General features: G+C 70.0%; 11 protein-coding genes and 1 riboswitch. Of the genes, 5 read left to right on the forward strand and 6 right to left on the reverse strand.

What is annotated here, in order from left to right; genetic code table 11:
* Positions 1-2 precede the first annotated feature (2 nt).
* From LR394_RS09940 to LR394_RS09955, 4 genes are read left to right on the forward strand one after another with little or no spacing between them, the layout of a single operon-like run.
* Complete coding sequence (locus tag LR394_RS09940) at positions 3-1,115, forward strand: ABC transporter substrate-binding protein (RefSeq protein WP_407937015.1); 1,113 nt, start codon at positions 3-5, stop codon at positions 1,113-1,115.
* Between the two features lies 1 nt (position 1,116).
* A complete protein-coding gene (locus LR394_RS09945; protein WP_231440398.1) occupies positions 1,117-2,868 on the forward strand; it encodes an ABC transporter permease in 1,752 nt (583 codons plus the stop codon).
* Positions 2,865-3,953 (forward strand): ABC transporter ATP-binding protein, encoded by a 1,089-nt coding sequence (locus tag LR394_RS09950; protein WP_231440399.1) that lies wholly within the window; start codon positions 2,865-2,867, stop codon positions 3,951-3,953. Before LR394_RS09945 ends, LR394_RS09950 begins: the two co-directional genes overlap by 4 nt.
* On the forward strand, positions 3,947-4,546 hold the full coding sequence (locus LR394_RS09955; RefSeq protein ID WP_231440400.1) for a histidine phosphatase family protein: 600 nt from the start codon (positions 3,947-3,949) through the stop codon (positions 4,544-4,546). The genes LR394_RS09950 and LR394_RS09955 overlap by 7 nt, the downstream gene beginning before the upstream one ends.
* On the opposite strand, the gene LR394_RS42820 is transcribed toward LR394_RS09955, so the two are convergent.
* Positions 4,498-6,054, reverse strand: a complete 1,557-nt coding sequence (locus LR394_RS42820; protein WP_231440401.1) for a GGDEF domain-containing protein — start codon at positions 6,052-6,054, stop codon at positions 4,498-4,500. The genes LR394_RS09955 and LR394_RS42820 overlap by 49 nt on opposite strands.
* 106 nt (positions 6,055-6,160) lie before the next feature.
* On the reverse strand, positions 6,161-7,447 hold the full coding sequence (locus LR394_RS09965) for a hypothetical protein (RefSeq protein ID WP_231440402.1): 1,287 nt from the start codon (positions 7,445-7,447) through the stop codon (positions 6,161-6,163).
* Positions 7,448-7,980: 533 nt separating this feature from the next.
* On the opposite strand from LR394_RS09965, the gene LR394_RS09970 reads away from it, so the two are divergent.
* Entirely contained in the window at positions 7,981-8,385 is a 405-nt protein-coding gene (locus LR394_RS09970) for a hypothetical protein (RefSeq protein ID WP_231440403.1), read from the forward strand.
* Positions 8,386-8,433: 48 nt separating this feature from the next.
* Here the strand turns inward: LR394_RS09970 and LR394_RS09975 are convergent, their stop codons facing one another.
* The 4 genes from LR394_RS09975 to thiD all read right to left on the reverse strand — a co-directional run bounded on the left by LR394_RS09975 (position 8,434) and on the right by thiD (position 15,358).
* Positions 8,434-10,062 (reverse strand): xylulokinase, encoded by a 1,629-nt coding sequence (locus tag LR394_RS09975; RefSeq protein ID WP_269328888.1) that lies wholly within the window; start codon positions 10,060-10,062, stop codon positions 8,434-8,436.
* A gap of 93 nt (positions 10,063-10,155) precedes the next feature.
* Positions 10,156-12,726 (reverse strand): penicillin-binding protein, encoded by a 2,571-nt coding sequence (locus LR394_RS09980; RefSeq protein ID WP_231440405.1) that lies wholly within the window; start codon positions 12,724-12,726, stop codon positions 10,156-10,158.
* A 94-nt stretch (positions 12,727-12,820) separates the two neighbouring features.
* A complete protein-coding gene (locus tag LR394_RS09985; protein ID WP_407937016.1) occupies positions 12,821-13,786 on the reverse strand; it encodes an arsenic resistance protein in 966 nt (321 codons plus the stop codon).
* Between the two features lie 81 nt (positions 13,787-13,867).
* A complete protein-coding gene (gene thiD / locus LR394_RS09990; protein ID WP_231440407.1) occupies positions 13,868-15,358 on the reverse strand; it encodes a bifunctional hydroxymethylpyrimidine kinase/phosphomethylpyrimidine kinase in 1,491 nt (496 codons plus the stop codon).
* A riboswitch (TPP riboswitch) is annotated at positions 15,351-15,447 on the reverse strand. It overlaps the preceding gene by 8 nt.
* Positions 15,448-15,457: the final 10 nt, after the last annotated feature.

The raw sequence follows: 15,457 nt of genomic DNA on the forward strand, positions 1-15,457 counted from the left end.
CCCTGGCCGCCTGCGGCGGCGGCAGCCCCGAAGCAGCCACCGCCGAGCCTGCCGAAGCCAGCCCGCTGGACACCGTCGGCATCGAAGAACTGCACACCCAGGCCCAGGAGGAGGGCGAGGTCAGGGTTTACGCCTTCACCAGCCGGATCGCCTCGGTGGAGAAAGCCTTTGAGGAGACCTACCCCGGGGTCGACCTGATCCCGACCGACATCTCCAGCACCGAGCAGATCGCCCGGCTCAAGGCCGAGGCCACCGCCGGCACCACCACGGCCGACGTCGCCTACCTGTCCGACGCACCGGTCGTGCTCACCGACCTGATGTCCGAGGGCCTGCTCACCAACTACGTGCCGCCGCGGGTGGCCGAGGCCCTGCCCAAGGAGTTCGCCGAGCCCCTGGTGGCGAACCGGCTCTCCACCAAAACCCTGATGTACAACGAGGAAGCGCACCCGGACGGCGCTCCGGTCACGAACCTCTGGGAACTGACCGGGGACGAGTGGAAGGGCCGGGTCGTGATGGTGGACCCGCAGGTGCGGGGAGACTACCTGGACCTGGCCACCGAGGTGGTCCTGCGCGCCGACGAGATGGCCGCTGCCTACGAGGAACTCAACGGCTCGGCGATCGCGCTCGACGAGGGCGTGAACAACGCCGGCGAGCAGTGGCTGAAAGACCTGTACGCCAACGATCTGGTGCTGGTGGACGACACGGACACGGTGAACGCGGCGATCGGCGAAACCGGTCAGAAGAACCCGCCGATCGGCTTCACCTCCTACTCCGACCGCCGGGACAACGAGGACGAGGGCTGGGCCCTGCAGGCCGCTACCGGCGTCGCCCCGGCTCCCGGCATCGCCTTCCCGGCGCTGCTCGCGGTCACCAAGGACGCCGAGAACCCGGCAGCCGCCCGTCTTCTGATCGACTTCCTGATGGGTGACGACTCCGAGACCGGCGGTGCGGGCTTCGAGCCGTTCTACGTCGCCGGCGACTATCCCACCCGTACGGACGTCCTCGCGCCCGAGGGTGCGGTCTCTCTCGAAGAGCTCGGGGCCTGGTCGATCGACCCCGCCCAGGTGGCCGAGATCCGTTCCGACGTGGCCGACTACCTGCTGACCCTGAGCTGAGATGCCCTCGGACACCCTGAAGCGCACGCTTCGAGACCCGGTCGTGCTGCTGGCCCTGGGACTGCTGGCCGTTCTGGCCGTGCTGGTCCTGGTGCCGGTGGCCGGCCTGGTCTCCTCCACGCTGCGGCCGGAGGGCCTGGACGCCTGGCGCGACGTGCTCACCGGCCGCCTGGCCCCCGCCCTGCTGCACGAGCCCTTGCTGAACTCGCTGCTGGTCGGCGCGGTCACCGCGATCGGGGCAGTGGTGATCGGCGGCGGGCTGGCCTGGGTGGTGGTGATGACCGACGTGCCGTTGCGCCGGACCATCACCTTCCTGGCCTCGGTCCCGTTCGCCCTGCCCAGCTTCGCCCTGGCCCTGGCCTGGGAATCGGTCTTCCGCAACGATTTGGTCGGCGGACGGGTGGGCCTGCTCACCGATCTCGGCCTCACCGTCCCGGACTGGCTGGCCTGGGGCCCGGTGCCGGTCTCGGCCACCCTGATCGCGCACTACTACTCGCTCTCGTTCCTGCTCACCGCGGCCGCCCTGGCCACCGTGAACTCCGAACTGGTGGAGGCGGCCGAACTCACCGGGGCCAGCCGCCTGCGGGTGGCCCGCTCGATCGCGCTGCCGGTGGTCCTGCCCGCCGTGATCTCCGGTGCCCTGCTGGCTTTCGCCGAAGGGGTGAGCAACTTCGCCGCCCCGGCCGTCCTCGGTCTGCCGGTGCGCTTCCACACTCTCTCCACCCGGGCCTACGGCGCGATCACCACCGGCCAGACCGAACGCGGTTACGTGCTCTCGGTGGTGCTGGTCGTGGTGGCCGCGATCGTGCTGCTGGTCAGCACCCGGCTGGCCGGACGCCGAAAGTCGTTCGCCACGATCACCGGCAAGGGCGCCCGCCGCAAACGGGTCCGCCTGGGCGCCGCCCGCCTCCCGGTCACCGCCGCGGTGCTGCTCCTGGTCGCGCTCACCTCGATCGTGCCCGGCCTCCTGCTGCTGACCTCCAGCCTGCTCGAGCGCACCGGCTCGTTCACCTCCGGCTTCACCACGCACTTCTGGACCGGAGCCTCGGACCCGTCGATGGCCCAGGGCATGGCCGGCATCCTGCGCAACCCGCAGATCGTCAGCGCCTTCTGGACCACCCTGGCGCTCGGCCTGAGCGTGGCCGTCGCCGCCAGCGTCCTGGGCCTGCTGCTGGGCTACGTGATGACCCGGCTGCGCCCGGCCGACCCGCTGCAGGCCGGGCTGGGCAAGGGCCTGGCCCTGCTGAGCTACCTGCCGTTCCTGGTGCCCGGTGTGGCCCTGGGGGCCGCCTTCATCGCCCAGTTCGGCCGCCCGATCGGCCCGCTGCCCGCGCTTTACGGCACGTTCGCCATCCTGGTCATCGCCGGGGTGGCCGCCACCCTGCCGTTCGCCTCACAAGCCGGGCGCTCGGCCGTGGGCCAGATCTCACCCGACGTAGAAGAGGCCGCGACCACCGCCGGAGCCGGTCTGGGACGCCGCCTGTTCAGCATCGTGCTGCCGCTGTCGTCACGCGGTCTGCTGGCCGGGGGCGTACTGGTGTTCGTCAACATCGTGCGCGACCTGTCGCTGCTGGTGCTGCTCGTCACCCCGGCCACTCCCCTGCTCTCGGTGCTCACCTACCGGTACGCATCCGAGGGATTCACCCAGTTCGCGAACGCGGTGACCGTGGTCATCGTCGTGATCTCGCTCGCGGCGACGCTGTTCGCCCGGCGCCTCGAAGGGGCGTCGCAACCGTGGTTGGAGGAACGTTGAGCGGATCGTCCATCGCTCTCAAGGCCCTGCGCAAGGATTTCCGGGGCACGGCCGCGGTCGACGGGATCGACCTGGAGGTCCCGGCCGGTTCGTTCCTGGTGCTGCTCGGGCCCTCGGGCTGCGGCAAGACCACCACGCTGCGGATGCTGGCCGGCCTGGAACACCCCACCGGCGGCGAGATCCGCTTCGGTGAGCGGCAGATCGCCGGGCCGGGCATCTCGGTCAACGCCGCGCAACGGGGCGTCGGCATGGTCTTCCAGAGCTACGCCCTGTGGCCGCACATGAGCGTGCAGGGCAACGTGGAGTGGCCGCTGAAGATCGCCCGCCGCCCGGCCGCCGAACGTCGCCGCCGGGTGGCCGAGGTGCTGGACCTGCTGGACATCGGCGAGCTGGCCAAGCGTTACCCGGCCGAGCTCTCCGGCGGCCAGCAGCAGCGCGTGGCGATCGCGCGCACCATCGCGCCGGACCCCTCGGTGCTGCTGTTCGACGAGCCGTTGTCCAACCTCGACGCCAAGCTGCGGGTGGACACCCGGGCCGAGCTCCTGCGCATCCACCGGGCCACCGGCGCCACCAGCGTCTACGTCACCCACGACCAGGTCGAGGCGATGTCGATGGCCACCCACGTCGCACTGCTGCGGGGCGGCCGGATCGAGCAGTTCGGGCCGCCCGCCGAGCTTCTCGCCGACCCGGCCAGCGACTTCGTGGCCACCTTCATGGGAACCCCGGCCGCAAACGTCCTCAATGTCGAGGTAAAGGCCCGGCGGGCGGTTTTCGACGGTCACGACATCGGCCGGATCGACGCGGCCCTGGACGGCCGGCGGGTGCGGGCGATGTACCGCGCCGAATCGCTGCGGCTGGCCGGGCCGGAGGCATCCATCACCGCCACGTTCGCCGAATCGGCACCGCTGGCCGGTCGTTTCGTGATCACCGGAACTCTGCGCACCCGCAGCACCCAGCGGATCAGCGTAATCACCGATGCTCCACCTGCCCTCTCCCCCGGCGACGAGTTCGGCGTGCTCTTCCCCGAGCGCCCGGACCGGCTGTTCTCCGCCGAAGACGGAACGGTGGTGAGCACCGCATGCTGAAACTGCTCCTGGTCCGGCACGGCGAAACCACCTGGAACTCCAGCCGTCGCCTCCAAGGCGATACCGATATTCCGCTGTCCGACAACGGCCGCCGCCAGGCCCGGGCACTCCGGGAGACGATCGCCGGGCACAAGCCCGACGCCCTGGTCTGCTCGCCGCTCTCCCGCACCCGGGAAACCGCTGCGCTGCTGGGACATCCGCCGAGCGAGGACGATCTGGATCCCCAGTGGGCCGAGGCCAATCTGGGCGAATGGGCCGGCCGTTACGCCGCCGACATCCGCGCCGAGGGCCCGGAGTACGACGCCTGGCGCGCGGGCACTTTCCGGCCGCCGGGTGGCGAAGGGCTGAACGAGCTGTCCGAGCGGGTGCTGCTCGGCCTGAAAGCCCTTCCCCCGCAAGGAACTGTTCTGGTGGTCACGCACGGCGGCCCGGTGCGCGCGGTGCTGCGGCATCTGCTCGACCTGGACCCCACGCGCATCGTCCCGGTCGCCCCGGCCAGCCTGACCGTGCTGCAGCTGACCGGCGAAAGTACCCGGCTGGCGGCCTACAACGTGGTGCCACCGGCCGTAGAACCCACCGAGGCTCCCGACTGAGCCTCCGGCGCGGTCCGTGGTGCCGGGATCCGCACCGGCCGCTCGAGGTGGTCCGGTTGCGGGCCGGAGGCCAGTATCGAGCGGTTCCGCCCGCCCGACTTGGCCTGGTACAGCACCTCGTCCGCACGCTGCAACAGTCGGGCCGGGTTTTCCGTCCCGTCCCAGTGCGCGATCCCGATCGAGCAGGTCTGCTGGTGCGGAACCACCAGCCGTAGCCGGTCGAGGTGGTCGGTGCCGGCGTCCCGGTCCGAGCAGTGCAGCAGCGCCGCGAACTCCTCGCCGCCCCACCGGGCCAGCACCCCGTCTGTTCCCAGAGCCGCCTTCCAGGCCACCGCGGCCTGCTGGAGCAGATCATCACCGGCCTGGTGCCCGTGGCCGTCGTTGTACTTCTTGAAATGGTCCAGGTCGAGCAGCGCGACCAGCAGCTGCGTGCCGCCGGCCTTCGAGGTGGCGAAGGCCCGGTCCAGCTCGAAGTCCCAGGAGCGGCGGTTGGCCAGCCCGGTGAGCGGGTCGGTCCGGGCCACCTCGGCCAGCTGTTCGGCCTGCCGGTGCAGTTCCTGCAACAGGTCCCAGATCCGCAGGGTGACCAGGGCGAACAGGGCGATGGAGCCGATCCCCAGGGGCAGGCCGTAGGTGTCGCCGGTGTCGTTGCCCCGGACCTCGAGGAACACCTGTACCGCGGCCGGCAGTACGGCGGCGAGGCTGAGCACGGCCAGTCTGGGCACGGTCAGACCGGCCGCGGTGCGCTCCTGGGGACGCGAGTCCGGCGCACTACGGAAAGTGGCGGCGGCCAGGCCGAAGCTGAAGTAGGTGGTCAGCCACATCAGGTTCACCCAGCGGGGAAAGCCGTTCCCTCCGGTGGTGGCGGTCAGGATGTTCTGCAGGTTGTCGGCGACGATCAGCACCACCAGCCCACCGGTCAGGATCCAGATCGAGCGGCTGCGGCCCTGGGGCGAGAGCAGGATCCGCGCGGTGATGAAGGTGATCATCACGTCGAACAACGGAAAGGCGCTGCCCACCAGCCGGCCCAGCAGCGGCTCGCTGGTGTCGGAGATCAGGGGGAGGACCAGGAACACCAGGGTCAGCACGCCGACGCTGCCCGCCACGATGAACGCGTCCAGCAGGGCACCGAACTGCTGCCGGGCACCCCGGCGCCGTTCCAGCGTGAGCACGGCGATCAGCATGGGCACGTAGGTCGCGGCGTAGAAGAAGTCCGCCGGAGTAGGCCACTGGTACGGATCCGACAGTTGCAGGATCTTCAGCCAGGTCTCCCCGGCCAGGGCCAGGCTCAACGTAAGCATGAGCCACAGCCAGGGTCCGCGCTGCGTCCTGGCGATCCGCACGCACGCCGTGCCCAGGAAGAGCATCGACAGGATCAGCGAGATCAGGTAGGCGACGGCGGAGGCCTTGGTGCCCTCTGCGGGCAGCAGCGACGTCCCCACCGAGATTGCGGCGAGCACGCCGAAAATCCGCATGAGCACGTCGAGGGTGGGCCGCGGTCTGGACACGCTTGTACATCGGCGCTCCGGGACCGGCGCCGCAGACTTCCCGGACGCATGACCGTTTGGGCCCAGCCGTCCGCACGATGCGTGATCCCGGTAACCCCGAACAGCCCTACCGCACGGTGTGGGTCCGGGTCTCGATGATGGACGCGTCGCGCACGGTGAGCACGGGACGTTCGCTTCGGGGGCGGATCTGCGGGTCGACGAACACCTGCGGGTTCCCGGCCCAGGCGAAGGCCTTGATCCACAGGCCCTCTTCGACGATTCTCGGCCAGTGCGGGGTGAGGTCGACCTCCAGCAGGCGCCCGGACCACAGCGCCTCGGCGATCGGGTGGGTGCCCGCGTAGAGCCGTAGGACGTCACCGGTCCAGTCCAGCCGAAGGCTCAGGGAACCGGTTCGTTCCAGGACGTCGGCCGGGAGCAGGATTGGCACCGCTTCCAGCCGGGCGAAGTCCTGGTCGGTGGGGGCGACGCTCAAGGTGGCCGTCTCGGTGAACACCGGGGTTTTCAGCGGGTGCACCACGTCCTCGCCGGGCAGGATGTAGCGGGTGAACACCGAGCCCTGGCCCTCGTGCGTCACGCCCTGATCGAGGGTCGGGAAGGCCAGCAGCGACTGGTCCCTTTCGGTGACGACGGCGTGGAAAGCGCCGTCGAACCAGCCGTTTCCGGGCCAGATGATGAGCTTCTGCTCACCGTCCACCTCGCCGCGGTGCACGGTGTCGGCGGTGGCCTCGTCGAGGAAGACCAGCGTGGTCATGCCGATCCAGACCTCGCAGGCCAGACCGGGTTCCCGCTGCGGGCGCACGATCAGGCCCTGCGCGGTCGGCTCGACGTCGGCATGCAGCACCCAGTCCGGCTCGACCCCCTCGACCAGTAGCTCCACGTCGATCCCGGGGGTGGCGGCGAACAGCACGTACGTCTCCTCGCCGACCTTGATCTCGGTGATCGGCTGGGCGGTCGCGGTGAGCGCCGGGATGTCGCCGAACGGCTGCCGGATCGGCCAGGCGAAAGATGCCTCGGCCGGGAGGGTTACGGGCTGCTGGGGAACGATGATCGTGCGGTCGGCGAACTCGAGCTCGAAGCCCACGCCGGGCCGGCTCCGGTGACCGGCGGCGAAGAGATAGCCGCGGCGCTCGTCCGCCCGCACCGACCAGCGCAACTCGTCCTGCGGCGGAGGCAGGAACGTTGCGTAGCCGGCCAGCTGGTGACCGTAGGTCTCGAGGAACAGGTGCTCGTGCAGATGCGCGCGCAGCGGCCGCCGGAAATAGGTTTCCCGTCGCCCGGGGCCGAGATCGTCGGTCCGTGCCGCCGAAAGTTGCCGTACAGGTGTCGGGGACGGCACCACGACGTGCCGTCTGTCTGATCCGCTCCCGCGATCGTCCTTCGATTCCCCCATCATGATCACGACCGTAATCGCCCTAAAACCGAACAACAAGGATCTTTTCGTCACGCCCGGATGAAGACTGCTCCGATGGCATGCTGACCGGGTGCTCTCGCTGAATCTTCTCGACGGTCTGACCCGCAGCTTCTGGCGCCGCACCGGGCGCCCGGCCGATCTCAGCGGGGAGCATGCCTGGCTGGACGCACCGCGCAACGTAGGCTCGACCGTGGGCGACGGCTGGGTCGAGGCCGCGGCCCGGTCACTGGGCGGCCGCGCCTCCTACCAGGTGCCGGGCGCCGGGCTCTACGCCGACATGTCAGAACTGGACGGACCGGGCTTCTGCGCCGCCGATCTGCATCCGCTGGTGCGGGACTTCTACGAGCACACCTCTGACTGGCGGATGGAGGCGTGGACGCAGTGGAACCTGCTCTTTCAGCCCGGTGGCGAGCTGATCTCCCGGTTCTTCGGGCGCCGTCTGCAGCAACTGGCGCTGCCCACCCGGCCGCTGGACGTCTCTCGCGGGATGGACAGCCGGGTCGTGCTGCTCCTCGATGCTTCCGGCGCCCAGGTGGGGGGCCGCCTGGCTGCGGACTCTGAAGGCCACCGGCGAATGGGTGTTCAGCGGCGCCTACTCTGCCCGCCGGCTGCCGGGCGCCGACCGCAGCAGCGTGCACGTCACCTTCCCGCTGGAGTCCGGCAACGTCCAGGTGTTCCTGCGCCCACGAGTCCTGCCCGGCGGTGCTCTGGAACTGGCCTCGCCCAGCGGCCGGTTCGGCAGCGACGGCGCCTACGTCACGGTCAGTGAGAACGGCCAGGCGCACGCCGCCCGGGTACCGCTGCACGAGACCTTCAGAGTTTTTGTGGACGACGAGGGCACCTTGCGCACCGACCATCACCTGAAGCTGTGGTCGGCCTCGGTGCTACGACTGCACTACAAGCTGGTCCGGGCGGCCTGAACTCGGAAGGGGCAGCCCGAAGACCGCCCCTTCCGAGTTCGCCAAGCCCTACTTGATCGAGTCGATCGCGGCGTGCTGCACGGCCAGCCCGGCCTGCCAGCGCTCGAGGTAGGCCGCGTAGTCGGCAATCTCCTCGGCGGTGGGGGTGACCGACTCGGCCTGGGCGGCGGCGAACACGGTCTCGTTCAGCCAGGTTCCCAGGTCACGACCGGCGGCAGTGCCGTCGGCCACGGCGCGGGTGTAGGCGGCCAGCAGGGCGATGCCCCAGGAGCCGCCCTCGGTGGCGCTCTCGCCCACCGAGACCGGTGAGCCCACGGCCGCGGCCAGCGTCTTCTGGGCGATGCCGCCAGTACGGAACAGGCCGCCGTGAGCGAACATCGTGTCGATCGCCACGCCTTCGGAGGCCAGGATGCGCATGCCCAGGCTCAGGGTGGCGAACACGCCGTACAGCTGGGCCTTGGCGAAACCGCCCAGGGTGAGCCGGGATCCGGGGGTACGCACGAACAGCGGACGCCCCTCGTCCAGCGCCGCGATCGGCTCACCGGAGAGCAGGTTGTAGGCCAGGAGCCCCTCAGAACCTTCCCCGGCCTCCAGTGCCCCGCCCAGCACGGCCTGGAAGATCTGGTCGGAACTGGCCTCGACGCCCAGGGCCGCCGCGAACTCCGCGAAGATGCCCACCCACGTCCCCAGTTCGCTGGAGCCGTTGTTGCAGTGCACCATCGCGACCGGCAGACCCTCGGGCGTGGTGACCACGTCGATCTCGTGGTGCATGTTGGCCAGCGGGCGTTCCAGCACGACCATGGCGAAGATGCTGGTGCCGGCGCTGACGTTGCCGGTTCGGCGGCTGACCGCGTTGGTGGCCACCATGCCGGTGCCCGCGTCACCCTCGGGCGGGGCCAGCGGGACGCCGGCCTGCAGCTCGCCGTCGGTGTCGAGCAGCGCGGCGCCGGCCTCGGTGAGCCGGCCGGCGTCGGCTCCGGCCGGGAGCACCTTGGGCAGCAGGTCGAGCAGCGCGGCGTCGGAGCCCTGGGCCGCGGCCAACTGCTGGAACTTCTCCAGCAGGGCCACGTCGTAGCCACCGGTGGCCGCGTCGATCGGGAACATGCCCGAGGCGTCGCCCACACCCAGCACGTCCTGGCCGCTGAGCAGCTTGTGCACGTAACCGGCCAGGGTGTTCAGCGAGCGCACCTGGGGCACGTGCGGCTCGTCGTTCAGCAGCGCCTGGTAGTAGTGCGCCACCGACCAGCGCAGCGGGATGTTCACCCCGAACGACTGCGACAGCGCCTCGGCGGCCGGGCCGGTGTTGGTGTTGCGCCAGGTCCGGAACGGCACCAGCAGCTCGCCGTCGGCGCCGAAGGCCAGGTAGCCGTGCATCATCGCCGAGACGCCGAGCGCGCCGAAGGTCACCGGGCGCACCCCGTACTGCTGCCCCACCTGGGCCTTCAGGTCGGCGTAGGCCTGCTGCAGACCGGCGTGCACGGCCTCGACCGAGTACGTCCACACCTCGTCCACCAACTGGTTCTCCCAGGTGGCGGAGCCGGTGGCCAGGGCCGTGCCGGTCTCGTCGATCAGCGTCGCCTTGATCCGCGTCGATCCCAGCTCGATGCCCAGGGCGGTGCGCCCGGCCTCGATGGCTTCACGCGCTGCTGCGTCCGTGCTTGGTGTCACTTGCCTCATCCTTGATCAGTGCAGGGGACTGAACTCCAGCACCTGAACCGCCTGCGCCGCAATGCCGAAGGTCCATCTGCGCCAAACCGTTGCCGGGCGGGCTCAGGGCCTGCCGCGTCCGGTGGCGTCCCGGGCTTCCTCGGCCGCGTTCTGCACCTGGTCGGCGGCGTTCTGGGCCTGGTCGACCCCGTTCCCACCATCGCCGCCGCCGTTGCCACCGTTCCCGCCGCCGTCGTCCCCGTCGTCCCCGCCGTCGCCCTGGTCCCCGCCGCCGTCGTCGCCCGGATCGTCGTCACCGCCGCCGGTGTTGGGACCGGCGCTGATGTAGATCGTGATCGTGGTGCCGGTGCTGGCCCGGCCCGAGGGATCCATCCGGGCCACCGTGCCGGCCGGCTGGTCGGACGTCTCCAGTTCCGAACCCTGCTGGACCGCGAAGCCCGCGTCCTCCAGCCGGTCCCGCGCGTCGTCCGGGCTCATCCCGACCACCCACGGCACGCTCGTGGTGGGCACCTTGGTGAGCTCGTCGTCGGCCTCCGGGAACTCCTTGATCTTCTTGCCCTTCAGGGCGTCGGTCATGATCTCTTTCCAGATCGGCGCCGCGATGGTGCCGCCGTACACGTTGTACTCGTAGTTGCCGTTGATGTAGATCCGGCGCATCTCCTTGCGCTTGCCGTTCACCGTCTCCGGGCCCACCCAGACCGCGGTGGCCAGCTGCGGGGTGTAGCCGACGAACCAGCTGTCCTGCGAGTTGTTGGTGGTACCGGTCTTGCCGGAGGCCGGCTGCCCGCTCTCCAGCGGGCCGGTGCTGCTGGCCGTGCCGCCGGTGAACACCTTGCTCAGGCCCAGGGTGACGGTGTTGGCCACCTTGGCCTGCATGGTGCGCTTGCACTCGGCGTCCGGGATCGGCAGTTCCTTGCCGAAGCGGTCGGTGATCGAGCTGATCGCCACCGGATCGCAGCGGATCCCCCCGGAGGCGAACGTGGCGTAGGCGTTGGCCATGGTCAGCGGGGACTGGCTGGCCACGCCGAGCACCACCGAGGGCACGCAGCCGGGGATCTTGGAGGTCATCTTCGGCTTCTTCACGTCCGAGCCGAGGTTGCCGGTGATGCACGGGTCGCGGGTGGTCTGCGCCTGGTGCATGCCCAGCTCCTCCGCGGTCTCGGCCACGTCGCAGAGATTGAGCTGCTGCTCCATCCGGGCGTAGGCGGTGTTGACCGACTGCGCGGTCGCGTTCATCACCGACATGCTGCCGCCGCCCTTGCTGTCGCTGGCGTTGTACACCGTCCAGGTGCCCACCAGCGGGGTGTCCACGCAGGTCTTGAAGCTGTCGTTGGCCGCCACGTAGGGGGCCGAGCCGCTGATGCTGGCGTTCAGCGACTTACCCGCCTTCAGCCAGGCGGCCAGCACCACCGGCTTGAACGTGGATCCGGTCTGGAAGCCGGAGGAGCCGCCGTAGTTGAAGTCGGTGGAGTAGTTGATCGTGGTGTTCTGCCGGCCCTTGCCGGGGTTGTAGTACTTGTTCTGGATCATCGAGAGCACCTTGCCGCTGCCCGGCTCGACGGTGACCGTGGCGGTGGCCACCCGGCTGTCGTCCTTCGGCGGGATCGCCTCGATCGAGGCCTCCCAGGCGCTCTTGAGGATCTTCGGGTCCAGGTAGGTCTTGATCGTGTAGCCGCCGCGCTTGATCTGCAGCGCCCGCTGCTCGGCGGTCTTGCCCAGGAAGGCGAAGTCCGGGCTCTTGGTCAGCAGGTTGAACACGTAGTCGCAGTAGTAGGCCCGGCGCCCGGAGTTGGCGCAGCCCTGGTAGGTCGGGGTGATCTTGGGCTTGAGCTTGGAGGCGACCGCCTTGTCCCGGGTCTCCTCGTCGATCATGCCCTGCTGGTACATCTTGTTCAGCACCGTGTTGCGGCGCTTGAGCGCGTCCTTCTGGCGGGACTTGACCGCGATGTTGAACTGCGGCGGTGACTGCACCATCCCGGCCAGGGTGGCCGCCTGCGGCAGGGTGAGCTTGGCCGCGCTGGTGCCGAAGTAGTACTTCGAGGCCGCCTCGATCCCGTTGACCTGCCCGCCGAACCAGGCGATGTTCAGGTACTCCTGCAGGATCTCCTTCTTGCTCAGCTTCTTCTCCAGCGCCGAGGCCAGCCGGATCTCGCGCAGCTTGCGCTCGTTGGTCTGCTCCTGCGCCGCGTCGTAGGCCGCCTCGTCGCCCTCCAGGTAGGCCGCCTGCTTGAGCAGGTTCTTGACCAGCTGCTGGGTCAGCGTGGAGGCGCCCTGCGAGACCCCGCCGCTGATCTCGTTCACCACCAGCGCCCGGATCAGGCCCTTCGGGTCGACCCCGCCGTGGTCGTAGAACCGCTCGTCCTCGATCGCCACGATCGCGGTCTGCATGAACGGCGAGACCTGCTTCAGGTCGACCGGCACCCGGTTCTCGTCGTAGAACGTGGCCAGCAGCGAGCCGTCCGCGGCCAGCACCCGGGTGTTGGCCGCCACCTGCGGCTCCTCGAGCTCGCTGGGCAGCTCGTTGAAGGCGTCGATGGCGGTGGTGGTGGCCAGTCCGGAGGCGCCGATCGCGGGGACCGCCAGGCCGGCCGCGAGGATGCCCGCCACCAGAGAGGTCACCACGAAGGCGCCGAGCAGACCCAAGACGTTGCGGGGGGCGGGTGCCGGCGACATGGCATCAGGTTAAACCGGTAACCGTCGCATTACCCGGTTGAACGGCGTGGCGCGCAAGGGGTTCTCGAAAGTCGTTCCGGCCCGGCTCAGAACATTACGGCCGATTGGCGGCCCTCGCGCTTTTGCTCGCTACAGGCGCACTTCCGCCGACCAGACGGGGGACGGCCCGGACGTAGACCACCATGCCGAGGACCTCGACCAGGGTCTGGGCCACCACCACGACCGCGGCGACGGCCAGCGCCTCGGGCAGGGCGAGGGCCAACGGCAGAACCACCAGCGAGTTGCGGGTGGCACCGGTGAAGACGACCGAGCGGGCGGCCGCCACCGGCAGCCGGAACAGCCGGGCCACCGCCGCCCCGGCGAAGGCCATCACGATCAGGAAGAGCACGTAGAACGGGACGACCGGCGCCACGTCGGCCAGGCCGTCGCCGAGTTTCGGGGTCTGCGAGGCGACCACGGTGAACAGGACGGCCATCATCAGCGGCACCATCGTGGCGCTCAGGACCGGGATCCAGGCCGACGCCAGCAGCTGGGTGAGCCAGGCCAGGACCAGCGGGATCACGATCAGGACGACGAACGCCTCGACGAACGGGCCGGCCTCGACCACCTCGGCCAGGTCGCGGCCGAGGAACAGCAGCAGGAACACCGGCAGCAGGATCATCTGGGCGATCAGCAGCAGCGGGGTGGCCGCCAGCAGCCGCCGGCTGCTGCCCCCGGCCAGGCCGCTGAACACGATCACGTAGTCCACGCAGGGGGCCAGCAGCACCAGCAGCACGCCGAGCCGGATCGCCTGGTCGCCGGGCAGGAACGGGAACATCGCGGCCACCACCAGCGGCACCACGACGAAGTTGGCCACCCCGACGGCGGCCAGGAACCGGCGGTCCCGCAGCGAGCGCCCCAGCTCGGCCACCGGCACCTGCAGGAACGTGACGTACAGGAGCAGGGCCAGGACCGGGTTGATCGTGTGCTCGAGCGTGGGGCCGGCTCCGGGAGCACCCCAGCCGAGCAGGGCCCCGGCGGCCAGGGCGAGCAGATAGAGGACGACCTGGTGGCGTTCCATGCGGGCGACCAGGTTTGGTGCGGCGGGCAAAGTGCTCCTTGGACGAACGGATCGCGTCGACAGAACAGATCATGCAGCAGGTCAAGCCGGCAGGCCCACCCGGAGGGAGGCAGCGAAGAACTCCCGCTCCAGGTGGGCCGACCGCTCGAACGCCTGCCCCATCTGCTCCCGCACCACCAGCGAGGCCCGCGCAGCCACCCGGTCGGTGATCACCCGCGCCTGCTCGGCCGACTGCACGAAGAGCGGCGCCGCATACGTGTCGATCCACTCGCGATAGGGATTGCCCGCCGCGGCCGGCGCCAGCCGCACACCCACCTCGGCGTACATCCAGTAGCAGGGCAGCACCGCGGCCACCCCCTGCTCGTACCCCGCGGCCACCGCCTGGTCCAGATGCGCCAGATAGTCACCGGTGACCGGATCCAGCTCGGCCACATGGCCGTCCAGCCAGGTCCGGTGCAGAGCACTCTCGGCCGTCAGACAAGCCGCGGCCGCCGCCGACCAGAAGGCCCGCTCGTCCGGCTCCCCGGCCAACTGCGCCAGCCGGAACAGCACCGTCGCATAACCGTCCAGATACTGCGCATCCTGCGCCAGATAGGCGGTGAACGCCGAGCGGTCCAGACTGCCGTCGGCCAGCCCGGCCAGGAACGGGTCCGCACCGGTGGCCCGCCGCAACGAGGCGATCCGCGCCCACCACTCACCGGTGAAGCCGGTCTCCAGCCCGCCCCGCGCCCACAGCCCGGCGAAATGACTGACCGGCCCGTGGCCCCGCCCGACCGCCAACGCCTCGCCGTGCCGCAGGCTTTCGGTCAGCCAGCGCTTGGACCGCTCGATACTGGTGAACCACTCCCCCGTGGCCGCCTGCCAGGTGGCCACCGCCGAGGACAGTGAACACCCGGTGCCGTGCGTGGCTTTGGTGGTGATCCGCACCGAATCCAGCCTTTGCACCGCGACCGGACCGTGCGCGTCCACCAGGGCATCGCTGACCACCTCACCGGCCAGATGCCCACCTTTGGCCAGCACCCGCACACCCCAGCGCTGCGACACCTCCAGCGCCTGCCGCACCACCTCGTCGAAGTCACCGGCCTCACCCGCCCCGGAAAGCACCGCCAGTTCAGGCACATTGGGGGTGACCAGCCCGGCCTGCGGCAGCAGATCGCGCAGCGCGTGCTCGGCCTCGGTGCTCAGCAGCCGGTCTCCGCTGGTGGCGACCATCACCGGATCGAGAACCACCACCGGCGGCCGCACCCGCTCCAGCCAGGCGCTCACCACGCCGATCACGTCACGGTCGCCGAGCATGCCGATCTTGACCGCGTCGATCTGCACGTCGTCGCTGACCGCCTGGAGCTGCTCGCGCAGGAAGGCGACCGGCGGGGTGTGCACCGAGCGCACGCCCTGGGTGTTCTGCGCGACCAGGGCGGTGACCACGGCCATGCCGTAGCCGCCGTTGGCCGCGATGCTCTTGAGGTCGGCCTGGATCCCGGCTCCTCCGGTGGGATCGGTGCCGGCGATCGACAATACGCGCGCAACTGCAGGCATTCCGACGGTGTTCACGGGAACGGCAAAATCCGTCATCCGCAGACATCCCTTCGCTAGTACGAACTAGATCAGGTTCAACGGGTGTGATCTCAGCCGCCGCAATCGGGGCACCCCGTGTCTCTTGGGGAGGAGATT

This window comes from Kineosporia babensis (assembly GCF_021129305.1).
GTDB lineage: Bacteria > Actinomycetota > Actinomycetes > Actinomycetales > Kineosporiaceae > Kineosporia > Kineosporia babensis.